At 66.1% G+C, this 24,025-nt stretch carries 22 protein-coding genes and 1 pseudogene; 17 read left to right on the plus strand and 6 right to left on the minus strand.

Annotated features, from left to right (window positions below; genetic code table 11):
• Positions 1-16: 16 nt before the first annotated feature.
• The 10 genes and pseudogenes from MKK82_RS30180 to MKK82_RS34495 form a co-directional block, all read left to right on the plus strand.
• Positions 17-751, plus strand: a complete 735-nt coding sequence (locus tag MKK82_RS30180; RefSeq protein ID WP_243987777.1) for an HAD-IA family hydrolase — start codon at positions 17-19, stop codon at positions 749-751.
• 59 nt (positions 752-810) lie between these two features.
• Complete coding sequence (locus tag MKK82_RS30185) at positions 811-2,052, plus strand: NAD(P)/FAD-dependent oxidoreductase (RefSeq protein ID WP_243987778.1); 1,242 nt, start codon at positions 811-813, stop codon at positions 2,050-2,052.
• Positions 2,053-2,085: 33 nt separating this feature from the next.
• Entirely contained in the window at positions 2,086-3,141 is a 1,056-nt protein-coding gene (locus tag MKK82_RS30190; protein WP_243987779.1) for an ABC transporter substrate-binding protein, read from the plus strand.
• 167 nt (positions 3,142-3,308) lie between these two features.
• Positions 3,309-4,172, plus strand: a complete 864-nt coding sequence (locus tag MKK82_RS30195) for an ABC transporter permease (RefSeq protein ID WP_243987780.1) — start codon at positions 3,309-3,311, stop codon at positions 4,170-4,172.
• Entirely contained in the window at positions 4,169-4,954 is a 786-nt protein-coding gene (locus MKK82_RS30200) for an ABC transporter permease (RefSeq protein WP_243987782.1), read from the plus strand. Before MKK82_RS30195 ends, MKK82_RS30200 begins: the two co-directional genes overlap by 4 nt.
• Positions 4,955-5,173: 219 nt before the next feature.
• Entirely contained in the window at positions 5,174-5,464 is a 291-nt protein-coding gene (locus MKK82_RS30205; protein ID WP_243987783.1) for a hypothetical protein, read from the plus strand.
• 159 nt (positions 5,465-5,623) lie between these two features.
• Positions 5,624-6,124 carry a hypothetical protein gene (locus tag MKK82_RS30210; protein ID WP_243987826.1) on the plus strand — a complete coding sequence of 167 codons (501 nt, stop codon included), beginning with the start codon at positions 5,624-5,626 and terminating at the stop codon, positions 6,122-6,124.
• Positions 6,125-6,138: 14 nt separating this feature from the next.
• On the plus strand, positions 6,139-6,417 hold the full coding sequence (locus MKK82_RS30215; RefSeq protein ID WP_243987784.1) for a hypothetical protein: 279 nt from the start codon (positions 6,139-6,141) through the stop codon (positions 6,415-6,417).
• A gap of 101 nt (positions 6,418-6,518) precedes the next feature.
• Positions 6,519-6,776: a hypothetical protein gene (locus tag MKK82_RS30220; protein WP_243987785.1), complete on the plus strand. Its 258-nt coding sequence runs from the start codon at positions 6,519-6,521 to the stop codon at positions 6,774-6,776.
• Between the two features lie 79 nt (positions 6,777-6,855).
• A pseudogene (locus tag MKK82_RS34495) lies at positions 6,856-6,991 on the plus strand (IS3 family transposase); the annotation flags it as partial.
• Between the two features lie 160 nt (positions 6,992-7,151).
• Here the strand turns inward: MKK82_RS34495 and MKK82_RS30230 are convergent.
• The 4 genes from MKK82_RS30230 to MKK82_RS30245 all read right to left on the minus strand — a co-directional run bounded on the left by MKK82_RS30230 (position 7,152) and on the right by MKK82_RS30245 (position 10,863).
• Positions 7,152-7,391 (minus strand): hypothetical protein, encoded by a 240-nt coding sequence (locus MKK82_RS30230; RefSeq protein ID WP_243987786.1) that lies wholly within the window; start codon positions 7,389-7,391, stop codon positions 7,152-7,154.
• Between the two features lie 525 nt (positions 7,392-7,916).
• On the minus strand, positions 7,917-8,657 hold the full coding sequence (locus MKK82_RS30235; RefSeq protein ID WP_243987787.1) for an SDR family NAD(P)-dependent oxidoreductase: 741 nt from the start codon (positions 8,655-8,657) through the stop codon (positions 7,917-7,919).
• Complete coding sequence (locus MKK82_RS30240) at positions 8,654-9,895, minus strand: ABC transporter substrate-binding protein (RefSeq protein WP_243987788.1); 1,242 nt, start codon at positions 9,893-9,895, stop codon at positions 8,654-8,656. The genes MKK82_RS30235 and MKK82_RS30240 overlap by 4 nt, the downstream gene beginning before the upstream one ends.
• Positions 9,896-9,945: 50 nt before the next feature.
• Entirely contained in the window at positions 9,946-10,863 is a 918-nt protein-coding gene (locus MKK82_RS30245) for an acetoacetate decarboxylase family protein (RefSeq protein ID WP_243987828.1), read from the minus strand.
• 252 nt (positions 10,864-11,115) lie between these two features.
• On the opposite strand from MKK82_RS30245, the gene MKK82_RS30250 reads away from it, so the two are divergent.
• A complete protein-coding gene (locus tag MKK82_RS30250; RefSeq protein WP_243987789.1) occupies positions 11,116-12,153 on the plus strand; it encodes a GntR family transcriptional regulator in 1,038 nt (345 codons plus the stop codon).
• A 451-nt stretch (positions 12,154-12,604) separates the two neighbouring features.
• Here the strand turns inward: MKK82_RS30250 and MKK82_RS30255 are convergent, their stop codons facing one another.
• Together MKK82_RS30255 and MKK82_RS30260 are read right to left on the minus strand one after the other, a co-directional pair.
• A complete protein-coding gene (locus MKK82_RS30255) occupies positions 12,605-13,753 on the minus strand; it encodes a PGN_0703 family putative restriction endonuclease (RefSeq protein WP_243987790.1) in 1,149 nt (382 codons plus the stop codon).
• 380 nt (positions 13,754-14,133) lie between these two features.
• Positions 14,134-15,354, minus strand: coding sequence for an IS256 family transposase (locus MKK82_RS30260; RefSeq protein ID WP_243987792.1), 1,221 nt, complete (start codon positions 15,352-15,354; stop codon positions 14,134-14,136).
• Between the two features lie 314 nt (positions 15,355-15,668).
• Here MKK82_RS30260 and MKK82_RS30265 point away from each other — a divergent pair, with 314 nt between their 5' ends.
• From MKK82_RS30265 to MKK82_RS30290, 6 genes are all read left to right on the plus strand, one after another.
• Entirely contained in the window at positions 15,669-17,426 is a 1,758-nt protein-coding gene (locus MKK82_RS30265; protein ID WP_243987794.1) for a phospholipase D-like domain-containing protein, read from the plus strand.
• 273 nt (positions 17,427-17,699) lie between these two features.
• Positions 17,700-18,356 (plus strand): LuxR C-terminal-related transcriptional regulator, encoded by a 657-nt coding sequence (locus MKK82_RS30270; protein WP_243987796.1) that lies wholly within the window; start codon positions 17,700-17,702, stop codon positions 18,354-18,356.
• A gap of 111 nt (positions 18,357-18,467) precedes the next feature.
• Positions 18,468-18,716, plus strand: coding sequence for a hypothetical protein (locus MKK82_RS30275; RefSeq protein ID WP_243987797.1), 249 nt, complete (start codon positions 18,468-18,470; stop codon positions 18,714-18,716).
• A gap of 414 nt (positions 18,717-19,130) precedes the next feature.
• Complete coding sequence (locus MKK82_RS30280) at positions 19,131-20,165, plus strand: endonuclease domain-containing protein (RefSeq protein ID WP_243987798.1); 1,035 nt, start codon at positions 19,131-19,133, stop codon at positions 20,163-20,165.
• Positions 20,162-20,830 carry a hypothetical protein gene (locus MKK82_RS30285; protein WP_243987799.1) on the plus strand — a complete coding sequence of 223 codons (669 nt, stop codon included), beginning with the start codon at positions 20,162-20,164 and terminating at the stop codon, positions 20,828-20,830. The genes MKK82_RS30280 and MKK82_RS30285 overlap by 4 nt, the downstream gene beginning before the upstream one ends.
• Complete coding sequence (locus tag MKK82_RS30290) at positions 20,827-23,967, plus strand: helicase HerA domain-containing protein (RefSeq protein ID WP_243987800.1); 3,141 nt, start codon at positions 20,827-20,829, stop codon at positions 23,965-23,967. The genes MKK82_RS30285 and MKK82_RS30290 overlap by 4 nt, the downstream gene beginning before the upstream one ends.
• The last annotated feature ends 58 nt before the right edge of the window (positions 23,968-24,025 follow it).

Consider the following 24,025-nt stretch of genomic DNA (forward strand, 5'->3'; position numbering starts at 1 on the left):
ACAGAAGGACCAACCGATGTCCCTAACCGACTTCAAGCTCCTGACGTTCGACGTGGTCGGCACCCTGATTGACTTCGAGACGGGCGTGCTGAATGCGATGCGCACCCTCTCCGGCAAGAACGCCGACGAGGTGAGCGACGATCAGATCTTCCAATCCTACCTGCGCGGCCGCGAGCTGAACTACGAGCGGTCGAGCGTCGTCTTCGCCGACGTCTACCGTCACGTCGCCCACGACCTCGGCTTCCCGGTCACCGATCAGGCTGCTGACGCCTTCCAACTGTCCGTCCTGCGGTGGCCGGCGTTCAAGGATTCCGCTGCCGCGCTGAAGCGCTTGCGGCGCCACTACCGCCTCGTCGCCATGACGAATGCCGATCGGGTCGCTTTCTCCTTCTACGCGCACACGCTCGGCAATCCGTTCGACGACAGTGCGACCTACGACGATACCGGTGTCGCCAAGCCCAATCCGCAATTCTTCGCCTACAATCGCGGCCGTCAATCGGCATTTGGCTACAAGCAGGCCGACATCCTGCATGTCGCCCAGAGCCAGTATCACGACATCGGCGTCGCGCGAGAGCTCGGCTACACGACTTGCTGGATCGAGCGGCGGCAGGGCCTGTCGGGCTGGGGGGCAACGCCGGAGCCGCCTGTCGTCACCCAGCCAGACTATCATTTCGCGACCCTGGGGGCGTTGGCCGATGCGGTCGACGTCGCTTTCGGCGGGGCACAGGCCACCACCGCAAAGGCGGCCTGACCGTGCAGCCCTTCCCCAGGCCTGGGGTCGATTCGCTCTGGGCCGCGACCGCCGCTCCGATGGCTGGCTTCGGCCCTCTCGACCGGGACACAAGCGCGGACGTGGCGGTGATCGGAGCCGGGTACACCGGTCTCTCGGCCGCGCTCCGTCTCGCCGCCGCGGGCGAACAGCCGGTCGTCATCGATGCGAACGCGGTCGGATGGGGGGCGAGCGGCCGCAACGGCGGGGTCGTGTCGGCCAAGTTTCGGGTCTCCTACCGAGACATGGCAACCGCTCACGGCCGGGACGTAGCGCGCAGCATGCACAGACTGGCCGACGAGGCGGTCGACCTCGTGGAGGAGTTGCTGGAAGCACACGGCATCGAGGCCGGATACAGTCGTGTCGGGCAGCTGAAATGCGCCCATAATCCGCACACGCTCGCAGCAGCCGCGGCCGATATGGAATGGATGCAGCGGGAGATGGGCGATTGCTCGGCCAGCGTGCTCTCGCGTGACGCGATCCGCGCCGAGACCGGCTCCGAGGATTTCGTCGGAGGCATCCTGTCCACGAAAGGGGGCGGGATCCAGCCGCTCGACTACGTGCGCGGCCTCGCGCGAGCGGCTGCCGGCTCGGGTATCGCGATTCACGGGGAAACCCCGGCGCTGCGGCTCGGTCACGACCGCAGCGGCATCCTAGTCGAGACCCCCGGCGGCGTTATCCGCGCCCGTCAGGCGATCATCGCCACCAACGCCTACTCGGACCTGACGCCGGCAACGGCCCGCCTCCGCTCACGGCTCATCCCCTTCCGCAGCGCGATGGTGGCGACTGAACGACTCACGGGCAATCTGCTGGCCTCCATTGTCCCCGGGCGCCGGATCTGCGCCGAGACTCGCCGGATGATGCGCTGGTTCCGGGTCACGGATGACAGGCTGATCTTCGGAGGCCGCGGCGCCTTCGGGAAGACCGATTCTGAAGTGGCGTTTACCACTCTGCGCGCCGCGATGGTCCGGGTGTTCCCGTCGCTCGCCGCGACGCCGATCGCCTATCGCTGGTCCGGCCTCGTGGGCATGACCCTCGACGCGCTGCCCCATGTCGGGCGTCTCGACGATCGCGTCAGCTTCGCCGTGGGCTACAACGGCGCGGGCGTAGCGATGTCGACCCTGCTCGGCCGGTACGCCGCCGACTTCGCCCGGGGGGAGACACCGGACGTGGCGCTGCTCGGTGCGCATCACTTTCGTCCGGTGCCGTTCTACGCGCTGCGCGAGCCCGCCGTGCGTGTCGTTGCGGGCTGGTATCAGTTCCTCGACACCATCGGACGCTGATTCGATCGACCGGAGAGAAGGGGAAGCTCGACGATGACTTCGCTACGCAAAGCCATGCTGCGACCGGGATTGCTGGCCGCGGCCGCGCTCGCCCCCTTCGCGACCGCGCGAGCACAGGACCAAATCACTTTCGTGTCGCAGGGGGGCGCCTACCAGCAGGCGCAAACCGTCGCCATCCTCGACCCAGCGGCTAAGACTCTCGGGATCCGTATCAATCAGGACAGCGCACCCGACGCGTGGCCGCTGGTCCGGACCCAGGCGGGGACCGGCAAGCCGACCTGGGACGTGATCGACACACCCACACAGGACTGTTTGCGCGGCGGCAAAGCCGGCTTTATCGAACCCCTCGATTTCAGCAAGATCCCGAACGCGGCCACGATCCCGTCCGCGTACAAGACGCCCTACTCTGTGCCCTACGAGTTTTACTCAAGCGTCCTGGCCTATTCGACGGAGAGATACGGCAAGAACCCGCCACGGAGCTGGGTAGATTTCTGGGATGTGAAACGATTTCCCGGCGCTCGCGCCCTACGGAACCATCCATTCGCGACGCTGGAGGCGGCGCTGATGGCCGACGGGGTCGCACCTGACAAGCTCTACCCGCTCGATGTCGATCGCGCCTTCAAGAAGCTCGAGGAAATCAAGCCCGCCATCGTGGTGTGGTGGACGTCGGGAGGGCAGTCGGCCCAGTTGCTGCAGAGCGGCGAGGTCGACATGGAGATGGCCTGGAATGGGCGTGTCACGGCGGTTGTGGAGGCCGGGGCGCCGGTGGACTACACTTTCAACCAGGGAATCCTGCAGTCAACCTCGCTGTGCATTCTGAAGAACGCGCCGAATGCCGCGACGGCCATTAGGTTCGTGAACGAGGCAATATCGCCCAAGCTCCAAGCCGCGCTTCCGCTGCAGATCCCCTACGGTCCGGGCAACCCCACCGCCTTCGACACGGGCGTCATCACGGCGAGCCTCGCGGCCAAACTGCCGAGCGCACCTGACAACGCCGCGAAGCAGGCCCTGCTCTCGGCCGAGTGGTGGACCTCGGAGGCCGGCGATGCCACGCTGCGGCGCTGGGCCGACTTCGTGCAGAGGAAGTGAGTGCGCCCGTACCGATTGATCACGGTCGCCGTGCAGTCCAGCGTTTCCACTTGCGCTACGCGGCCTGAGACCGGTGCGGCGTCTCCTGAGTGTCCCCCATCCTGGCGGGTAGCCGCCCACCGGTCCCACGTGGGCATGTCTTGAGAGATACCCACAGAGGGGCGACCATGGCCGATCAGGCAGCATTCCTTCGATATGAGCGCGGCGAACAACGGCTCGTTCTTCTGCTGCTCGCCCCGGCGCTACTCCTGGTCAGCCTTCTGCTGCTTGTGCCCCTGGCATGGCTCATCTTCCAGTCGGTCTGGCACGACGGGCTGACGCTGGAGAACTATCGGCGGATCTTCACCGAGGAGATCTATGCCCGCTCGTTCCTTCTGACCTTCCGCATCGCCGCGACTGTGACCGCGCTCACGCTGCTGCTCGGCTACCCGGTCGCCTACGCGGCGGCCATCATGCACCCGCGCTGGCGCCCGCTGGTGCTTGCCCTCGTGGTCCTGCCGTTCTGGGTCAGCGTGCTCGTGCGGGCCTATGCCTGGATGGTGCTGCTGCAGCGCCGCGGACTGGTGAACGCCCTGCTGCAAGGGAGCGGACTGATCGACACGCCGCTGACGCTGATCAACAATGAGTTCGGCACGGTGTTGGCCACGGTGCACATCCTGCTGCCATTCATGGTGCTGCCACTCTACGCCACGATGCAGCGCATCCCGCCCGAGCTGATGCTCGCGGGGGCCACCCTCGGCGGCAGCCCCGCGCACGTCTTCAGGCACGTGTTTCTACCGTTGTCGATGCCGGGCGTCGTCGCGGGCGGAGTCCTCGTCTTCGTGCTCGCGCTCGGTTTCTACATCACGCCGGAGTTGCTGGGTGGCGGGCGGACCTTCATGATTTCGATGCTGGTCGGCCGCAACGTCGAACTCTACGATCAGTGGGGTGCGGCGAGCTCGATTAGTGTTATCCTCCTCGCCTGCGTCGGCCTGCTGTTCTGGGTCGCCTCACGCCTCGTCCCGCTCGAGCGGATCATGGGTGCGCGATGAAGACCGCGCTCCTTCCCCGCATCCTGCTCGGTACGGCCGTCGTACTAATTCTCGCCTTCCTGGTCGTGCCGGTCCTGATCGTCGTGCCGATGTCCTTCTCGGACTCGCGCTTTTTGACCTTTCCGCCCCCAGCCTACTCGCTGCGCTGGTACCAGGCGTTCTTCGGCAACCCCGGCTGGATCCAGGCCGCGCAGGTGAGCCTGATCCTGGCAGTCTCGACCGCGCTCGGTTCCACCGTGATCGGCACGGCGGCCGCCTACGCGCTCAACGCAACGCGATCAAAGCTCCTGAGGCGTCTCTCGGTCCTGCTGCTGCTGCCGCTCGTCGTGCCGGTGATCATCGTCGCGGTCGGCGTCTTCTTCGTGTTCGCCAAGATTGGGCTCGTGGCTTCGATGCCGGGGTTGATCCTGGCCAACATCATGCTCGGGACGCCCTACGTCGTCACCTCGGTGCTGGCAGGTCTGCGCGGTTTTGACCCGGCCCAGGAGATGGCTGCGCGCAGCCTCGGGATGAACCGGCTCCGCGCCTTCCTGACGGTTACTCTCCCGCAGATCCGCCCAAGCGTCATCTCAGGGGCGCTTTTTGCCTTCATCTCAGCGCTCGACGAGACGGTGGTGGCCATTTTTATCTCGGGTGGCGAGAACCAAACATTGACTAAGCGAATGTTTACTTCGCTGCGTGACGAAATTGATCCGACCATCGCGGCCATCTCGACTCTCCTAACCGCCGCCTCGTTCCTGCTCCTCCTGCTCGCCAGTGCCAGCCGTCGCTCGGTATCTTGAAGGGGGTTACTACCGCACAGAGGACATAGTGGCCTGCAAATCCCGCAGGCTGCCGACGACAGGGCCGCCGGACGTTCGTGCAGGCGGCCCTGCAGCCAACCCGCGAGGAGAATCGTGGGTTGGCCGCATCGAAGATGACGAAGTTCAATCCCGAACTCACTCTACTCAGGTGTTCCGCGACGTTCTCACCGAGCACCTGAAGGCGTAGGGCTAACTGAAATGATCCGTATTGTGCTGATTACGCTGCTGCTGACTGCCGCAGCTCCCGTATCCCTCGCTCAGGCTCAGCAGGATATCCCGATCCAACGCGATCTCCAGCGCATGGATCGCCTCGACCAGCGCCTCGGCCGTGACGACGCCGGCCAGAGGATCGATCCGAACGTGACGCCTGACAACCCAGATGGCGTCGTCGGCTTCGACGGACCTCCCTTCAACTACGGCGATCCTGGTGTGATCGGTGATGGACCTCTGCCGCCCGGGTCGCCGGCCGATGACGACGACTGGTACTGATCGACCTTCACGAGCCTCCGTGGAAAGGAGGGCCCTTCGGACTGGCTCGCCGACCAGGGGTTATATCTGGCACCGCAAGGATCCTGAGGGAGCGCGATGATACGAATTACGACCGCGACCGAAGGCTTTGCCCTCCAGAACAGAGAAGCTGGCACACCGATGGCAAATGACGACACGCTCGCGAAGGCTCTGGCCAGCGTGAGGCATCAGCGCGCAACCCTTGAGGCTGAGTACGAGCGGGTCAGCGCCGAGTTGACGAAGCTCCGCCAAGCCGAGCGATCGCTCGCATCGATCGTTGAGGGCACGCCGCTGGAGGAGCCGGCCGACGACCAACCAAAGCGCCGCCGCGCTGCCGCGGGCGAGGATCAACCGCGTGCGAGCCGCGGACCGCGAGGACCGCGGGCCAACTCAGCCAAGGGGCGGCTGAAGGCGCTGCTTGAGGAGGCTGGCTCTGAGGGCCTGACGCACGCCCAGATCGCCGAGCACCTGACAGATGTGGCCGCCAACACCCTGAACACGTATCTCAGCGTGATGTCCAACAGCGGCGAGTTGGAGCGACACGGAGATAAGTACCGCGCTGGTGCTCCGGCGGGCGCGTCGGACGAAGTCGCCACAGAGGATGATCAGGACGACCGCGAAAAGGCTGAGGCAGCCGAGTAGGACGGCCTAACCCTATGAGCCTGCCGCCGATGGATGACGACCGCGACTTCGAGCATTCTTCGTTATCCGGCTCCTTCAGCCGCGGTGGCGAGACCGTCGATGTCGAGATCTACCGCTATGCCGGCACACAGGATCCCTGGCAGCTCGTCGTGGTCGACCTGTCGTCTGGTCGCCCCACAGCCTGGGCTCAAACCTTCGCGACGGACCAAGAGGCCTATGCGGCCTTCACCGCGATGGTCGAAGCGGACGGCATGGCGCCCTTCACAGGCGTCGCGCCGCCTCTGCGGCACTGATCCCGATCTGCCGACTTATGGAAGAGGCGCCGAAGGCGGGAAGATCACGAAGAGTGTGGGACTTCGATGTCGCCTAAGCTGACGAAGAGTGTGGGGCTTCGATGTCGCCTAAGCTGACGAAGACGATCATCGGCGCGGTCGTCGCCATCGCGCTCGCGGCAGCCGTCTCCTACGGCCTCGTCAGCCAGCAAACGGCCGACCAGATCCAGAGCAAGGCGAACCAGACCCTGCAGAACGATCAAGGATCGCTGGGCCCGGGGCAGAGCCAGCCTCCGGTTGCTCCGTCGAACTCGATCCCGCAAGCGCCTGGCCAGCCGGGGGCATCGCCGCAGCCGCCTGCCCCTGCTCCTAAGCAGTAGTGCTCTCTATCGATGACCTGACCGGCTGGCTTTGGACCGGGCTGATTGCGAGGATCAGCCAGGACTAGAGGACTCGGACATGCGGCGAGGTCACAAGCCGAGTGCAGAGCAGGTCGTGCTGAAGCTGCGCCAGAGTGAGATGCAGACGGCCCAGGGCAAGAATTTGGCGCTAGCCTGTAAGAAGGGCGTATGTCTCCGAGCAAAGCTACCGACGAGTACCTGCGCCAGGAGATCTCTACTCGCTGAAAGAAGCGCAAATCGTGATCGGTCTTTGGTAGACCACGTACAACCGCGTCCGACCGCATTCGGCGGTGGGTGACCTCCCGCCCGCGCCTGTCAGCTCCCCGAATCTGGCCTTCCGGCTACCCATAGCCGCTACCATGCAGTAACCTCGCAATTGGCTCGCCCCAAAATACCGAACAGGTCACTCTTGTGGCACTGTCCCCCCAGGCGCCGAACCTCGACCGGTGGCAACTTCAACGATGACGCCGCGGCGCGCGCCACAGCCAGGGCCGCGCGAAAGGTCGAAAAGCTGCGCGCGTCGACCGTGCAGGCCGGCGCGTGACTGCGCTGCAGGGTGAGTTCGGCGGGCTTGTCGAGATCGGTGAGCGTCATGAGAGCGCTTCGGCTGTTGGCTTGGAGCAACGCTATGCCGACGGGCTGTTGCAGCCGATGGACAGCGGCGCGTCTGGCTCATGGCTGGGCCATGCAAGCTCGCCTCTTGCTGGAATTGGGGTTGGGCCCAGCCCAGGCTCAGGCGAGCCGGGGGTTTGGCCGCGGCACACGCACGTCCACCATTTGTCCGGTGAGAGGGTGAAGATCAGCATGGCGGCCGTTTCCAGTGAATGCGCCAGTAGAACGCCGGCCGATAGCGGCGGGATCACAGCAATCCGTGCACTTGTGCACAGTTAGCGAACAGTTTGCTTACCCTGGTCTTCACTGAAATCAGCGTCTGAGCGCCTCAATCTACGCCTTTACCGGATCGAACACGAGGCCACGTACGCCGCCCAGGTCCGCGCCCAGCCGTGCACGGGCATGTCGGGATCGCAGGCCGCGCCGCCATCAAAGCCGCCCCGTAGGCGTCCTCGCGAAGCTTACACTCCCCCGCCTGGGCAGTTCGATCAACCATATGCCCTTCGCTCATAGAACGCTGGCAGCAGCGTCGACTGTGAGGGCAGCCCCATTCACGTGCGCGGCTTCGTCGGACAGGAGGAACGCGACGACGTTCGCGACATCGGCGGGCTTGCCGTAGGTCGGCTGTCCCGCCCTCCTGATCGCCACACCGGAGCCGTGAGCCTGCGCATCGAGCGAGTGGATCATGCGAGTGTCAATCGGGCCGGGTAAGACAGCGTTCACCCGGACCCCCGTTCCCTCGGCGTCAAGTGCCGCCACACGGGTCAGCCCGAGGATAGCATGCTTGGCCGCCACGTATCCCGATAGACCGGCCCGGCCCCGGATCGCGGAGGTGGAGGCGATGGTGACGATCGACCCGGTGCCACGCTGGCGCATCCGGCCGAGAACATGCTTCAGGCCCAAGAACGTACCCTTGGCGTTGACGGCGAGGACCCGGTCGAAGACGTCGTCCGGATATTCATCAATCGGTAAGACGACGCCCTCGATGCCCGCATTGCTGACAAAGGCTGTGATCGGTCCGAGATCGCGTTCGACGACAGCGACGCAGGCGGCGACTCCGGCGCCGTCAGATACGTCCGTTCGAACGAATAGAGCGCGCCGACCCGTGGCCTCGACCAGCCGTGCGGTCTCCGCGCCCGAGCTGGGATCATGGTCGGCCAGCCCAATATCGGCGCCCCCTTGAGCGAGCCGAAGGGCGATGGCACGGCCGAGGCCGCCCCCGCCGCCGGTGATGAGCGCGACGCTCACGCCTTGACCAGCGAGCAGCCGCCGTCACTGAGCGGACGCCACACGACGTCGGCCGGGATCGATTGCACCACCTTGTAGTAGTCCCACGGGTACCTCGAATCGGCCGGGCCCTTCACTTCGAACAGATACATCGGATGGAGCTTCCGGCCGTCGGCTCGAATCGAGCCGTTGCCAAACAGCGGATCCTCGGTCGGCATCTCCTTCATCCGAGTGACGACAGCTCGGCCGTCGAGCGCACTGCCGAGTGACTGAACGGCGCGCAGGTAGTGGAGGACCGAGGCATAGGCGCCGGCATGCAGCGCGCTCGGGTAGCGATCGCGGTTTTTCGGGACGAAGCGCTTCGTCCAGCCACGGGTCCCCTCGTTCAGGTCCCAGTAGAAGGCCTCGGTGAATTGCAGCCCCTTCGCAGTCTCAAGGCCGAGGGAGTGGACGTCGGTGATGTAGAGGACCGTCGCCACGAGTTTCTGACCGCCCGCCGGGATGCCGAACTCGACGGCCTGCTTGATCGAGTTGATCGTATCACCCCCGGCATTGATGAGGCCGACAACCTGAGCCCCCGATCCTTGCGCCTGGAGCAGGAAGGAGGAGAAATCGGGCGTATTGATCGGCGTCCGCACGCCGCCGATGACCTTGCCTCCGCTCCGCTCGACCACGCGCCTGACATCGCCCTCCATCGCGTGGCCGAAGGCGTAGTCGGCCGTCAAGGTGAACCACGAACGCGCGCCGGACGCGACCACCGCCGTCGCGGCGCCGGTCGCGAGTGCGTAGGTGTCGTAGGTCCAGTGGATCGTGTTCGGCGAGCAGGCTTTGCCGGTCAAGTCAGAGGAGGAGGGGCCCGAGGCCAGCATCACCTTGTTCTTGTCGCGCACCACGCTGCCGACCGCCAGGGCGACGGCCGAGTTCGGGACATCGGTAATGACGTCGACCCCGTCCTGATCGATCCACTTGCGAGCGATCGCCGCGGCAACGTCGGCCTTGTTCTGGTGATCGGCGCTGAGGATTTCGATGGGAAGCGAACGGTCGGCACCGAGATCTTCCGCGGCCATCTGCGTGGCGAGGACCGAGCCTTGGCCCGTGCAATCCGCGTAGAGGCTGGACATGTCGGTCAGGACGCCGATCCTCACTGGTCTCACCGGGTCAGCCCTGAGGCGGGTCGGTCCCAGGACTGCGGCGCCGACGCCACCGGCCAGGAATGTCCGGCGGCCAATCAGGCGCGCGCTAAAGGCCGTCGATGGCATCGTATCCTCTACCGTGATGATCGATTCCGGTGCGGGGGACGGCGCGGGCGCTACGGAATCAGCCGCTTGAGCAGGCGCCTGTCCTCGACCGCGAAGCCGCCGCCATAGACGTCGGACACCATAAACTGCGCCGACAGGATCTCGGGCTCCAGCGCCGCGATCGGATCGAACGCGGATGGGATCAGCGTCATGGTGGCCCGCCCGGGGCGCGGCTCGGAATAGGCGAGGGGCGTGCGCCGATAGACGATGTCGGCATAGGCCGTCTCGAGGCGCTCCGGATGCGGGAGGCGGCGGACGTGGATCTCGCCGCCCGGCTGCTCGTCGGCGTCGACGAGGCGCACCACCGGTGCATCCGGGTCGGGTGTAAATTGGAACTGCGCGAGCGGACCGCCACGGCGGTCGACCCGGCCAGAGATCGATCCGTCCTGCGGCTCGTCGAACGCGTAGGTGCAATCCTTCTTGGTATAGCCGAAGAGTTCGCGCCCGGCCGCGATCCCCATCGGATCGCTGCAATACATGTAGAGATGCGTCTGGGTAAACAATCCTTCGTAGTGGACCGCGACCGTCACCATGAGGTCGAACATGCGCCCTTGATGAAGCGATAAGGTATGTCCTGGCGAGGCCATGAAGCGGAAGGCGACCCGGTCATTGATGAGTTCGAACGGGGTGTCGGCGAGCAGGGCAGTAACCTTCGCCTGATCGACCCGGGTCATGACCTCGACGGTCCGCAACGCGCACTCCCATTCGACTGGATAGGCCGGCGCGTATTGCGGATTGACCCCGCTGTTCGGATGCATCTCGTAATCGCCGAACATCTTCTTGACGTCGTACACGGTGATCTCCTGGATGACGCTGCGGCCTCGGCAGCGATGCTCATCGGGCTCCGCTGCGCAAAGGAACAATGGAGATGGCAGTCGCGCCGCTGATCGGCCCGTTGTTTCACGTCGCCGGCCGGCAAACGACGGCATCGACAGCACTCACCGGCCCGTGTGGTGAGTCATGCTTGGGAGCATCCCATGCCTCGTCGGACCAGTCTCCGACGACGAGCAGCCCCGACGTTTCGCCCCTCTCTAGCTGGTTCAAGTCGGGAGGCCAGCAGGACAGCATCACCGATCGCCCTTGTTGGAACGTACACTGCATCCAGTGTACATCAGTGTCAATCGCCGGTACCGGGTGCAGATTCCATCCCGCCGCCCCACGGCCGTTCCCGGGAGAAGGGTATGACGATGGACCGGAGGCCGCCGCGGGGCGGCGGGGTAGGGGACGAGGCCGACCGGCGAGTGCCGCTCGCCTCATCGCCCGCGGTCTCGCTGCAGGACCGGATCTATGCCCACCTCAAGGCGGGGATTGCGGAGGGGCGCATCGAGCCGGGTACCCGGCTACTCGAGTCGCAGCTTGCCCGAACGTTTAGCGTCAGCCGCTCACCGGCCCGCGGCGCCCTGAATGCCCTGGCGGCGGAGCGACTCGTCTTCGAGGACGGGGCGCGTGGCTACAAGGTTGCCGGCACTGCTGCAGCCGGGCAGGGGAATGCGGCACCGCTGCTCGATCCGGCGCCGATGCCCCATCAGCGCCGATGGGAAACCCTGTACGGGGTGGTGGAGCAGGAACTCTACGCGCAGATTCTGTTTCACTCGCTCCGCATCAATGACTTGCGGCTCGCGCAGCACTACGGCGTGAGCCGGACGGTGACGCGCGACCTTCTTGCCCGCATGGACGGCGTGGGCCTCGTCACCAAGGACGTCGGTGGGCACTGGGTGGCCCGCCGGGTGACGCCGCAGCGGATCCGCAATCTCTACGAGCTACGGCGGCTGCTCGAACCGGCCTTGCTGGCCGAGGCCGCGCCGCGCGTTCCGACGGCCCTGCTCCGGCAGGCGAGGGCGCATATCCAGGCGACGCTGGCCCGGCCCGCGATCGACGGGGGGGATTTCGATCGGGCTGAGACCGACCTGCATCGCGATCTTCTCGGCTATTCGGGGAACGAGGAGTTGATTCAAGCCCTCAAACCCACGCATTTCCTGTTCGGCCCGACGCGGCACCTGATCGACCCGATCCTCGGGATCCCGATGCACAAGATCGAGCGTGCCCTGCAGGAGCACCTCGCCGTCCTAAATCATGTGCTCGACGGCGATGCGCGTGGGGCGGCCTCGCTTCTGGAGGAGCATCTCGCCGAGGCTGTCGGTCGGTGGCTCGGCCGGTTCGAGATCGCAGAAAACCTCGGCAGCGTCGCCTGCCCGAATTACCTGACCCCGTTCGATTAGGGCCGAAATCGCCTTTGAAGCCGCGAGGCTTCCCGCCGAATCACACGCCTTGATCCCGGCGCTTACCGACGTCGGGCAAGGCCATCGCGATTGGATGACGAGGCAGCCGTACTCCTCCGCCGTCTCGAAGCCCAGGGCTCTTAACGGATGAGCGCTTCGGGTGCTGGTGACGGCGATGGCGACGACTCGAAATGGGCGGTTGTCACGGCGGGGCTGAGCTGCAGCTCGCTGATCTTGGATTAGGCCGCTTTTGTGTAGAACCGAGACGGCGACAACTCTCAAGTTTCAAATACTTGCACCGCTCACGAACCGCGCAGAACCAGAGATGTGCCTGCGTGGGCAGGCTGACGTCACCCAAGCATGCGCGACGGCGCGAGTGTGCGTCAGAACAGGGTCGAGCCGGTAGCATATAATTGCCGCCGGCTCGGATCGTGGCTTGTATATTGTCCTGTCAAGCAGCGGTGAGGGTCCGGGTCGCGGGCCGAGTGCGCTGCGGTCGTGAACGGTTGAACGGCTTGGTCGCGCTGGTGGTGTCAACGGTCGGCAGGCGCGCGGGCGCTGCCAATGCCTCAGCAGCGGGGGCGTCTGCGGCGGCCCCGGCCGCGAGTTCGAGCTCACCGTCGAGGAGCCACCAGTCGGTGTAGCGGCGATGAAGCGCGGCCGCGTGCGCGGGTAGGCCGGTAGCTGCCAGCGCGGTGAACGCGTGCTCCAGTGTGAGCGGGACGAACGGGATCGGGCCGGCGGCCGGGTCCGTTAGCTGGCAGTTGTAAGTTGCGGCGGCCGCGTGTGCGAGTTGGTTGTGCGCGGGGGCGATGAACGCGAGCGTGACTGTGTCGGCGAGGCCGGTGGCGAGCATCGCACTCGCGAGGCAGTGCTGGCGGTAGAGTTGCTGGCAGGCCGGGCCGGTCATCGTGGGGTCGTCTGGATCCACGAACAGGGCGGGCGTCGTGCGCGCGATCTCGGCGTAGCGCGGGTGGGGTGGCGGCGCGGGCTCGTGGCCGGCTTCGCTGTACTTCATCTCGATGCAGATCAACGCCCGGGCGCCGGTCGCGGTGGTGCCCCGAATGACGACGTCGAAGGCGGTGCGGTCGGCGGTGAAGCGCGGGTCACCGCGGCCGGGGCTGTGTTCGAACAAGATGTTGGTGACCTGGGCCAGCGTGCCGGGCAGCAATTCGGCGACGAAACGGGTGGCGAGCGTGGAGTCGGCGACGAGCGGGCCGAACAGGTTGAAGGCCAGCGGCTGGGAGGACAGTAGGTTGGTGCGCAGGCGGCCGACGTCGTAGGCGGCGCCGGGCTCGCGGTAGGCCAGCGCGCGAGCGGCCACCGCGGCGATGTCGGGCGTCATGAAGTTGGCCCCAGTGCGGCCGGCAGCGATCGAGATGCGCGAGCCGAGGCGGCGGACCCGGTGTGGGTTGGCTTGGTCGATTTGCGTGCCGATCGGCAGGTCGCGGTCTTCGCGCCACAGGCCTTGAAGGAAGCGGGCGGCGGCCTTGAAGCGGTGATCGGCAGGGACGAACACGTGCCGGCGGCGGCGGGCGGCCTCGGGGATCAGCGGCAAATGGGGCGGGGGTGCGCCGAGGCCGGACGGGTCGAGGATCACGCGGGCGGTGGGGCTAAGCGCGGCGGGGATGCCGTAGGCATCATTGAGGTTGGTGGTGTCGGTGCGCGATGGCGGAAGGGGAATAGTGACGTGCATGTTCGGGGTACCCTGTGGCGGTCGCGGGGGTGCGGCCGGGACGGGGTTCCCGGAACGAGCGAAGGGATGAACGGCGGCCGGCGCGGAGCGGGGGGCCGGCTACTGGACGGCGATTCGCCACTGGGGAGGCCGGCGGAGGCGTACGGCCGGGGGCGAAAGGGAGCGGCGGTGCGGATGGTAGGTGCGCCTGGGGCAGGCACAGGTAGAGGGGGGTGGTTGAGATGTAGCTGGCGTCACACCTGTGGGACTGTCAGGAATTCCGTGTGCGGGCGGCGGGTTGAACATCAGGCCGCCATGGCCCGGGTGAAGCGCTCGCCGAAGATGACGGCGAACTGCGCTTTGGCCATGACCCATTCACGCGGGCCCATCTTCCACGCCTTCTCGGAGCGGTTCAAGACCAGGTAGAGCAGCTTCAGCGCGGCCTCGTCGCTCGGGAAGTGCCCGCGGGCGCGCACAGCCCGGCGCAGCGTGGCGTTCAGAGCCTCGATGGCGTTCGTCGTGTACAGGATCCGGCGCACCTCGCCGGGGAAGCCGTAGAACGGGATCACCTCGCCCCAGGCCCGTCGCCAGCTCTGGGCGATGGCCGGGTAGCGCCGACCCCATTCGCCCGCCTCGAAGGCCGCCAAAGCTGCCTCGCCAGCCGCGGCATCGAGTGCGCGGTAGATGTCCTTCAGCGCCCCCGCCACGGCCTTGCGATCCTTGTAGGAGACGAAGTCGAGGCTGTGGCGAAGCAGATGGACGATGCAGGTCTGGACCAGCGCCTCGGGGAACACCGCCCGGATCGCATCGGGGAAGCCCTTCAGGCCATCGACCACGGCCAGCAGCACGTCCTCGACGCCGCGGTTCCGGAGCTCGTTCATGACCCGCAACCAGAACTTGGCGCCCTCGTTCTGCTCCAGCCACAGGCCGAGGATCTCCTTGGAGCCGTCGGCGCGCACGCCCAGCGCGATGTGCACGGCCTTGTTGCGGACCACGCCCTCGTCACGCACCTTGATCCGCAGGGCGTCGAAGAACACGATCGGATAGACCGGCTCCAGCGGCCGGGCTTGCCAGGCGGCGACCTCCTCCAGCACCGCGTCGGTCACGGCGCTGATCAAGTCGGGTGAGACCTCGATGCCGTAGAGCTCGCGCAGGTGCCCGACGATCTCTCGGGTGCTCATGCCGCGCGCGTACATCGACACAATCTTGTCGTCGAAGCCGGGAAAACGGCGCTGATACCGGGCGATCAGTTGCGGGTCGAACGTCGCCTGCCGGTCGCGGGGGATCGCCAGCTCGATCCGGCCAGTCTCGGTCGTGACCGTCTTGCGACCGTAGCCGTTGCGCGTGTTACCAGCGTCCTCGCCCGCCAGATGGTGGTCCATCTCGGCGTTGAGCGCCCGCTCGGCCAGGGCCTTCTTCAACTCGTCCAGCAGGCCATCGGCCTCGAACGCCGTCTTCGGATCAGCCCCGGCCAGCAGCTGGTCCAGGAGCGCATCAGGGATACGGGGTGCTTTGCGTCGTGCCATCGGAACCTCCGTCGGGTCCACTATGGCCGCCCGCACACGAAATTCCTGACAGTCCCCACACCTGTTCGACACACCCGGCCGTGCGTCAAAGCGCCGTCCCGTCGCCCAGGTCCGAAACGCGCCACCAGCCGATCGCAGATTGCTGCCGGACTCCGGAAATTCCTGAATGTAATGAGAGGGGCCCCAACTTATTCCATGCCGCCATAGGACGCCTGAACCAAATACTTCCGTGATATTCGCCCCCACGTATGCTATTGTCCCTTAAATGTCATGTATCGATGACACAATCCTGCAGGCGTTCTAGTGAGGCGCTCATGGCCACTGGATTTCGTGTGACCGGCGGCAAAGAAGCTGCGCCCTTCTCTCTCACCATTCACCGCGGCGACGGCATGGTCCTGCTCGGCATGGACTGGAAGGCGCGCAAGCCGCCCGCCGATTTCGTCGGCTTCGCCATCCAATACCGCGAACCTGGCTCCCAGCTCTTTAAGACCGTACACAATCGGATCGGATTTCCGGGACAGCCGGTTCCCGACGACGGCATCCGCTCGACCGAAGCCCCCATCCAGAAGTTTCGCTGGGTCCACTTCCCTTTCGACGCGGCACTCGAAGGGTCGTTCCTCTATCGTGTCATACCGATGTTCATGGATGCCGCTGGCGCCCTGCGGCGCGGCGAGGCGCAGGAAGCAGAGCTGGCGCTGATGCGCCAGACAATTCCGGGCAAGATCAATGTCGCCTTCACGCGCGGCTTCGTCTCCTCGCAAGCCTTTGTCCGTAATTTCTCAGCCGGCGGGCCGATGACGACGCTGGTGCCGCCCGACGGCGATCAGGGGTTGGACTTCGTTCCGACCCATGCCGAAGCCGAGCGGGCGCTCGCCTGGATGGGCTTCGAGGCGCGGTCCGAAACCCTCGCCCTGCTCGATCGAGCTCGCGAGGCGGGCGCCGAGGTCCGTGTCATCGCCTACGACCTGAACCTGCCGGAGGTGGTCGAGCGGCTTGAGGCACTCGGCTCCAACCTGAAGATCATCATCGACGATAGCGCTCGGACCAAGGGCCACGGCCGCCCGAACTCGCCGGAGACAAGAGCCGCCGAGCGGCTGATCGCATCGGCCGGCGCAAAGAACGTCAAACGCCAGCATATGGCCAATCTGCAGCATCAGAAATCCATCGCGGTGCGAGGCGACGGCATCGAAACCGTCCTCTACGGTTCGACCAACCTGTCCTGGCGCGGCCTCTACGTTCAGTCGAACAACAGCCTCGCCGTTCATAGTGCACGCGCGATCGAGGACTACTTTTCGGCGTTCGACGCCTACTTTAACGCGACGAACGCCGACGGTTTCCGCTCCTCGGCAAGCTCGGCGGGATGGATCGACCTCGGGCTAACGGGCGTCGATGCGAAGGTCGCCTTCTCCCCTCATAGCGAGGAGAACGGCCTGCTCGACGAGATCGGCGCTGATATCGACCGAGCCGAATCGAGCGTGCTCTTCTCACTTGCCTTTCTCGGCCAGACGACCAAGGGCGCCATCGGCCCAGCCTTGGGACGAGCCTTGAAACGCCGAGATGTCCACGTCATGGGCATCGCCGACGCGCCTGTTAGAGCAGGCAATCTGGGCCTGACGGTGCTCACCCCGAACAATCGTCGCAAGTTGGTGCGTGCCGCCGCCCTCACCGGCAACGTGCCCCCGCCGTTTCTGACCGAGCCGTCGGGACTTTCTGGCGTCGATGGCAAACAGCGCGGAACGCGAATGCACCACAAGTTCGTGGTGCTCGATTTCGACAAGCCGACGGCCCGCGTCTATCTCGGCTCCTACAATTTCTCTGAACCTGCCGATGACGAGAACGGCGAGAACCTCGTGCTTGTGCGCGACCGGACGGTGGCGACGAGCTATATGATTGAGGCCGTACGGATCTACGACCACTATGTGTTCCGCGTGGCGAACGAGGAAAGGAGCGGCGACGCCGATTTGCTGGAACTTAAGCGGCTCCCTGGAGATGGTGAGCATGCCTGGTTCGAGCGCGATTGGACAGATCCCGTTCGCGCTCGGGACCGAGAGCTCTTCTCGCGCGCCAGATAAGAGTGGTGGTTGCTGTCGACCGTCGGCGTGTTCGGCAGGTGCGCTTAGCGTTCGGGGCTGGAGCAGTCCGTTCTTGGGATACGCCAAATTTACAATATTTTGATAAGGAAGCGGCATGCCTCAAATTGAGACAGGCCTGCTCGTCGCCGATATTCAATTTAACCACAACCTGTCTGAATATCCCAATATCGGCTTGAAATTCCTGGAATAGAATTTGGAACTACGCACCTGACCCCGGCCACTTGTATCAAGCCGGGAGAGAGGTGCGTGGTCATGAGTTCGGCTGTTGGGGTCCTGATCCTGGATGAACCTCAAGATTTGAGCGGGACCGTTCGCGCCATACTAGAGCACGGGCCCGAGCTCCACACGATTGGCGAGGCCGACCTGAAGGGGGCTGACGCCGGCCCCCCCGTTGCACTGATCTTCCTCGACGAGACTCGGCTAGCAGACGGGATTGCCCGCATAGTCGACCTCAAGGAACGTCAGCCGAACCTGCGCACCCTGATCGCCTTTGGCGCGCTGACTGCCGACGATCTCCGTACTCTCCTAGCCGCGGGTGCCGACGCTTTCGTGGCTCGATCGAGTTCGCCGCGGGAACTCGGCGGCGCCCTGCTCGCCGTCGCGGAGGGGCCGGATCGCCTCGTGTTTCTTGACCGGACGATCGCCGAGACACCAGACAAGAGCGACAGCCCGGCGCTCACGGCGCGCGAGGCAGAGATCCTTCGCTACTTGAGCTCCGGCTTCAGCAACAAGGATGTGGCTCGCTGCCTGGCTCTGAGCGTGCGCACGGTCGAGACCCACAGGCTCAACTTGCGCCGCAAGACGCAGACCGGCCGCCTGAAGGATCTGGTCTCCCTGGCCCGGCAGCTCAGCCTTCCTCCGGTAACCGATGCAGAGATTAAGCGCGGCATCCATCAGCACAGGCACTGATTGATGCCCCTCGCACCGCGACGATCCGACTTGCTTCGATGCAGGATTCAGCGCGAGGCAGCGGCGCGAGGCTTAGTACCTCACGTGTAATTTGTTTGCCGGAACAGACGCATGCCGTTCTACGATTTTACGTTGGGCCAACTCAGTGGCCCAACCTCGTTCAAGCGCTTCCACGTCGATGCCTCTGATCTGGAGAGCGCCATTCGCGAGGCGACAACGTGGGCGAAGCACACGCGCCGCCATTCGGGTCGCCCCAACGACATGTCAGATTGGCCATTGGTCATCCTGGCCGGCGAGGGATCAAGTGATTTGAGGCCTGGCACGATGCTGTTCGAGTTGAAGGACGTGCTTCCGGATTGACCGCCCGGCTTCTACGCAGCCCGCTGAGGGGTAGATTCAGGGCTACGGTACGGTCGAGCTGCATACGAGAGCGCCGTCCCTACATGGCTCGTTGAAGGCTCGATCATTTTGGGAAGCGGCATCCAGAGCCATTATCTGGATCAAAATGCTCAACGATGAACACGTTCCTGATGCAGGGGCGGCCCTGTGGTGGCGAACCTTGTCGAGAGTGCAGGCCTCCTAACTGGATGCGTAAATCCAGTCAGAAGGGAAGGCTTCTGCAATGCGACTTCAACATACAGTTGCAGCTTGGCGGATTTGAAACGGCGCAGGCAACCTCATCGTCGGTCGGCTGTAGCCGGTGGAAACGAAGCGTGGTGAAACCGTCGCTCAGATTTAGCACGGCGACCGGTCGCGATAGATGCTTCGAGCGTGATGGCGGTCAGCGAAGAGCCAACACTTGGTCCTTCGGGTAGAGGCCTCCTACCCGAGATCCATGCCGCTGCAATCCCAACTCGGATTCTAAGTCTTATCCCTGGAGAGCGGCTGGTCCTCACTGGCGTCGACAGTGACAGCATCGTTGCCGCGCTACGAGCCCAGGACGATGCCGCTGGCAGCGCGCTGATGATGGTGACCGAAGGCTTGGGCACCCTCGACGCCATCCTCGATCATCTGCTGGACGATCTGGCGCAGCTCGCCCTCGCGCGTTGGCCGCATTGGTTGGCAGCCGCCGAGTCGCCCCCGGATGGGCAGGAAGCCGAGGGACGCGGCCTGTCCGATCCGTGGCGGAAGGCGGCCGGCAAGCATGCCGCGGCCGGACGGACGCCGCGGTTCAGGCGCATGGTTCGATCGGTGGAATTCGTTCAGCTGGCACGTGCGGTCGATCCCTCCGGCCTGATGCTGATCGCCGAGGTGGATCCGGCGTCCCCAGCTCGGGCAGCGCCGGTGATCCAAGCGATCGAGTGGTGCGCCAGCCGGGGTGCCGCCGTGGTGACGATCCTGCCGGTGGTTCCGGCTTACACGCCGCCATTCGACCGGATCCTCTTTGGAGCTCACCGGATCGTGCGGGAACCGACGCCGGTCCGGGCGCGCTTCATCGCACCCCGCTCTCGGGCGCATCATGCCAGCGCCGTCGAACAGCGGCTGGAGACCGCGCTTCGGAATGACGACGAACTTGGCCCCCTGTTCACGTGCAACGTCCTCGTACCCCTGGGACTGGAGCGCACCGCGCCGCGCGTTGACTTCCTGTGGCTGGAAGGACGAGTCGTCGTCGAGCTTGACGGGCCCGAGCATCGCGGCGAGCCAAAATTTGGCGCCGACCGCCACCGCGACTACGAGCTTCTGATCGCCGGCTACCTCGTCCTGCGCATCACCAACGAGCAGGCCGAGACCGACCTGCCGCGCGCCGTCGAGAAGATCCGGGACGTTGTGCGGCTGCGCAGGGGCCGAGAAGGGAAGCCGATCGGATGAGCGTGACGCCGACGCAGACCTTGATCGTCTGGGCCCTCCTGGCCCGGCATGGCCATGCCTCGCAGGCGGACCTCGTGCCGGCCGTGAAGAAGGCCGACCGCGAGGCCCTGGCGGCGCAGGGTCTGGTCGCTGTGGAGAAGCGCGGCCGGTCCTTTGTCCTCACCGTCACCGACAAAGGTTGGCACTGGGCGAGCGGTCATATGCGCGAGCCACTGCCACCAGGCCACCGAGCGTTCCAGGACTGGTTGGAACGGACCGAGCAGTACATCGCGCGGACCGGGGCAACGCTCGCGGACTTCATCGGACCCGCCCCCGAATTGGCAGCACCGGAGGCTGCGCCGAAACTGCAGGCAAAGCGGGCCTCCAAGACCTCGACAGCTACCCGGCCGCCCGGCCCGCGTCAGCTCCGTGCCCGTATCGAGGTGGCCTACCTCACCCTGACCGGCGGCGCCCGGGCCCAGGGCGTGCGCCTGAGCCAGTTGCGAGCCGAGCTCGCCGATATCGACCGCGCCACCCTCGATGCCGGCCTCGCTCGCATCCTGAAGGGCGACCGGTCGGCGATCCTGAGCCAGCTGAGCGATCCGAAGGCCCTGACGCCGGCGGAGCGAGAGGCCGCCTACAGCCCCGCCGGCGAGCCGTTCCACCTGATCTGGATCCAGTCATGACTGATGCCCTCGACGCCCTGCGCCGGGTCGATTTCGACTGGGTCCGCACCCTCGACAGCATCTGGACCGACGCGGAGCCAACCGGCGGGCCCAACGAGGCCCTGGTCCCGAAGATCGTCGCCGAACTGCACGCGAAAGCCCGCGCCCCGGCCGATCGGGCGCCTGGCCGGGTGCTCGTCGGCCAATCCGGGGTTGGCAAGACCCACCTCGTGGGCCAGTTCCGGCGGGAGGTCTGGCGCAGCGGCGGCTGGTTCGTGCCCCTCGATGTGCTGGGCCTCACCGATTTCTGGCGTAGCGCGGCGCTGAGCTTCGTCACGGCGCTGCTGCAGGCGATGCCGGACGGGCGGCGCCAGTCCGACGCGGTGCTGGCCGGGGTCGCCCGACGGTTCAAGGTCGAAGCGCAGGTGGAAGCGGCGTTCAACACCCCGAACGTCGACGCGCGCCGGATCGTGGACCTGCTGGTCATGGCGCTGATGAAGGTCGATCCAGGGCGCGCCCTCAAGCACCAGGACGTGTTCCGTGCACTGTGCCTGCTGCGCTCGCAAGACCTCGCCACGATCGGCCTAGCCCATGCGTGGCTGCAGGGCTACGAGGCCGATCCGGCCGAGCGCGCGGCCCTGGGCTTCCGCACCCCGCCGCCCGCACCGGTCGAACTCGTGCGCGGCATGTCGTGGATCATGGCGCTGAGCGGGCCGACCCTCGTGGCGCTGGACCAGATCGACGGCGTGATCGACGCGAGTCGGCTCCCGGGCGCTGACGAGTTCGAGCCAGGCCCAGGCCTCGCCGAGGTGTTGTCCGCGGGGCTTCTAGAGTTTCACACCGTCTGCGACCGCAGCATGACCCTGATCACCTGCCTTCAGGATTCCTGGGAGCGCCTCCAGGGGCGGGCGCTGACGCCGCTGCTGCAGCGCTTCGAGCAGCCGGTCGGCCTCGTGGGCGTGAGCGACCGCGCCGCCGCCGCAGCCCTGATCGCAGGACGCCTCACGCCGGCCTACGCAGCGGCCGGCTTCAAGCCGCCGAGCCGCACGTGGCCGTTCAGCGAGACCGCGATCGCCGGGGCGGCCGAGCACGGCATGATGCCGCGGACCATCCTGATGCGCTGCGACGCGTTCCGCCGAGCCTGCTTGGCGGACGAAGCCGTGGCACTCTGCGAAGATCTCACCGGATCGGGGATTGCCGCCCAGCCCGAGCCGATCCGGGGAACGGAATTCGACCTCGATGCCGCCCGTCAGGACGCCGATATCGCCGCCGTGCTCGACGACGAGGATGGCGGCCTCGGCGAGCTGCTGCGCGCGACTTTCGACCTCTTCGCCCTGGAGGATGACCCTGAGGACGCCCTCGACGTGGCCAGTAAGGGTGAGCCGGAGCAGAGGATCCCGCCGCTCCACGGCCGCCTGATCTTCATCCACCGCGATCAGAACGACCGCGAGCGGCACGTCTGCTACCGAGGGCTCCAGCACCAGAACGCCATCGCGTTCCAGGCGCGCTTGCGAGCCGCGCTGACGGCCTCGGGCATCTCGTCCCGCATCGCCGATCGGACTCTGCTGATCGTGCGCCGGGGTGCCTTGCCGGGCGGCGCGAAGACCCGGCAGCTGTTCGACGCCTTCCTGGCGGCCGGCGGCACGCTGATCGACCCGTCGGATGCGGACTTGCGCACCTTCGCGGCCCTGCACGACCTCCGGGCCCGCGCCGTCGCCGCGGGGCGGCAGGACCGATTCGAGGCGTGGCTGCGCGCCGGCAAGCCGACCCGGACAACCGCCTTCTTCGCGCAGGCGGGACTCATCCACCCCGAGCCTCCGCCCGCAGCCGAATCCCCTCCTGCGTCCGATCCACCCCCCACAGCTCCCGCCAGGCCGGTGGCGCCTCCCGCCGAGCCGCCCGCCGCAAAGCCTGTCCGGCCGCCGCTGGATCTTGCCGCCGCCGAGGCGATCCCGGTGGGTCGGCGCATCGGCGCCGACGTCACGCCGGTGACCCTGCCGATCCGGCTGCTTCCGAGGCACACCGCCATCATCGCGGGGTCTGGGTCCGGCAAGACGGTCCTGCTCCGACGTCTCGTCGAGGAGGCGGCGCTGGCCGGCGTCCCGGCCGTGGTGATCGATCCGAACAACGACCTGTCTCGGCTGGGCGACTCATGGCCGGAGCGTCCCGAGCGGTTCACGGACGACGATGCCGCTAAAGCGCAGGCTTACCTGGACCGCGTTGAAGTCGTCATCTGGACACCTGGGGTGCATGCCGGCAATCCGCTGTTCCTGGCCGCGATGCCGGACTTCTCCGGCCTAGGCACCGACCGCGACGAGCGCCAGCAGGCGGTCGAGATGGCAGCCGAGACCCTTGGTCCCCTGGCGGGTGCGAAGAAGGATCTCCAACGCGGCGTCTTGGCCGACGCCCTGCGGCTGTTCGCGTCGCGCGGCGGCGGCGATCTCGCGGATTTCACCGCGCTGTTGTCCGACCTTCCGGAGGATGTCAGCCGGATCCGCGAGGCCGGCAAGCTTGCCGCCGGCATGGCCGACCAGCTCCACGCCGCGGTGGCGACAAACCCGCTTTTGAAAGCCGAGGGGCCGGTACTAGACCCGGCGCTCCTGTTCTTCGGGCGGGAGCCCGGCCGCACCCGTATCTCGGTAATCAACCTCTCAGGCCTCGCCTCCGATGCCGCTCGGGAGGATTTCGTGAACCGCCTGCAGATGGCCCTGTTCGGCTGGATCAAGCGGAACCCGTCCCCGCACGGCCTGCTCTACGTGATCGACGAGGCGCAGAACTTCCTGCCGGCTCAGAAGCAGGCGCTCAGCCTCGGCAGCGGGCTCAAGCTGGTGGCTCAGGCGCGCAAGTACGGTCTCGGCATGGTGGTGGCGACGCAGGTGCCCCGCGGCATCCACAATCAGGTCGTGTCGAACTGCACGACCCAGTTCTTCGGGCGTCAGAGCGCGCCGGCGACCATCGCGGCGGCTCAGGAGATCATCGCGGCGGGCGGCGGGGCGGCGGCCGACATCGGCAAGCTCGGCGCGGGCGAATTCTACTTCGCCACCGAGGGCTCGGGCCGGCCGGCGAAGCTGCGCACACCCCTCTGCCTGAGCTACCATCCGGCGAACCCGCCCACGCCAGATGAAGTCATCACGATGGCAAGGCGCTCTGCGACATGAGGCTTTCAGCCGGGAAGCTTACCGTCGAGAGGCCACCGTCAATACCTCTCGACGGCCG

Origin of the sequence: Methylobacterium sp. E-046 (genome assembly GCF_022829625.1) — a bacterium.
Classification (GTDB): domain Bacteria; phylum Pseudomonadota; class Alphaproteobacteria; order Rhizobiales; family Beijerinckiaceae; genus Methylobacterium; species Methylobacterium longum.

Excerpts from the sequence above, each read along its gene's own strand:
- MKK82_RS30195 (WP_243987780.1), top strand. The coding sequence starts at position 3,309 with ATGGCCGATCAGGCAGCATTCCTTCGATATGAGCGCGGCGAACAACGG.
- MKK82_RS30240 (WP_243987788.1), bottom strand. The coding sequence starts at position 9,895 with ATGCCATCGACGGCCTTTAGCGCGCGCCTGATTGGCCGCCGGACATTC.
- MKK82_RS30245 (WP_243987828.1), bottom strand. The coding sequence starts at position 10,863 with ATGCCGTCGTTTGCCGGCCGGCGACGTGAAACAACGGGCCGATCAGCG.
- MKK82_RS30190 (WP_243987779.1), top strand. The coding sequence starts at position 2,086 with ATGACTTCGCTACGCAAAGCCATGCTGCGACCGGGATTGCTGGCCGCG.
- MKK82_RS30215 (WP_243987784.1), top strand. The coding sequence starts at position 6,139 with ATGAGCCTGCCGCCGATGGATGACGACCGCGACTTCGAGCATTCTTCG.
- MKK82_RS30210 (WP_243987826.1), top strand. The coding sequence starts at position 5,624 with ATGGCAAATGACGACACGCTCGCGAAGGCTCTGGCCAGCGTGAGGCAT.
- MKK82_RS30180 (WP_243987777.1), top strand. The coding sequence starts at position 17 with ATGTCCCTAACCGACTTCAAGCTCCTGACGTTCGACGTGGTCGGCACC.
- MKK82_RS30250 (WP_243987789.1), top strand. The coding sequence starts at position 11,116 with ATGACGATGGACCGGAGGCCGCCGCGGGGCGGCGGGGTAGGGGACGAG.
- MKK82_RS30280 (WP_243987798.1), top strand. The coding sequence starts at position 19,131 with ATGGCGGTCAGCGAAGAGCCAACACTTGGTCCTTCGGGTAGAGGCCTC.
- MKK82_RS30285 (WP_243987799.1), top strand. The coding sequence starts at position 20,162 with ATGAGCGTGACGCCGACGCAGACCTTGATCGTCTGGGCCCTCCTGGCC.
- MKK82_RS30205 (WP_243987783.1), top strand. The coding sequence starts at position 5,174 with ATGATCCGTATTGTGCTGATTACGCTGCTGCTGACTGCCGCAGCTCCC.
- MKK82_RS30270 (WP_243987796.1), top strand. The coding sequence starts at position 17,700 with ATGAGTTCGGCTGTTGGGGTCCTGATCCTGGATGAACCTCAAGATTTG.
- MKK82_RS30230 (WP_243987786.1), bottom strand. The coding sequence starts at position 7,391 with ATGACGCTCACCGATCTCGACAAGCCCGCCGAACTCACCCTGCAGCGC.
- MKK82_RS30265 (WP_243987794.1), top strand. The coding sequence starts at position 15,669 with ATGGCCACTGGATTTCGTGTGACCGGCGGCAAAGAAGCTGCGCCCTTC.
- MKK82_RS30290 (WP_243987800.1), top strand. The coding sequence starts at position 20,827 with ATGACTGATGCCCTCGACGCCCTGCGCCGGGTCGATTTCGACTGGGTC.
- MKK82_RS30220 (WP_243987785.1), top strand. The coding sequence starts at position 6,519 with ATGTCGCCTAAGCTGACGAAGACGATCATCGGCGCGGTCGTCGCCATC.
- MKK82_RS30275 (WP_243987797.1), top strand. The coding sequence starts at position 18,468 with ATGCCGTTCTACGATTTTACGTTGGGCCAACTCAGTGGCCCAACCTCG.
- MKK82_RS30200 (WP_243987782.1), top strand. The coding sequence starts at position 4,169 with ATGAAGACCGCGCTCCTTCCCCGCATCCTGCTCGGTACGGCCGTCGTA.
- MKK82_RS30260 (WP_243987792.1), bottom strand. The coding sequence starts at position 15,354 with ATGGCACGACGCAAAGCACCCCGTATCCCTGATGCGCTCCTGGACCAG.
- MKK82_RS30185 (WP_243987778.1), top strand. The coding sequence starts at position 811 with ATGGCTGGCTTCGGCCCTCTCGACCGGGACACAAGCGCGGACGTGGCG.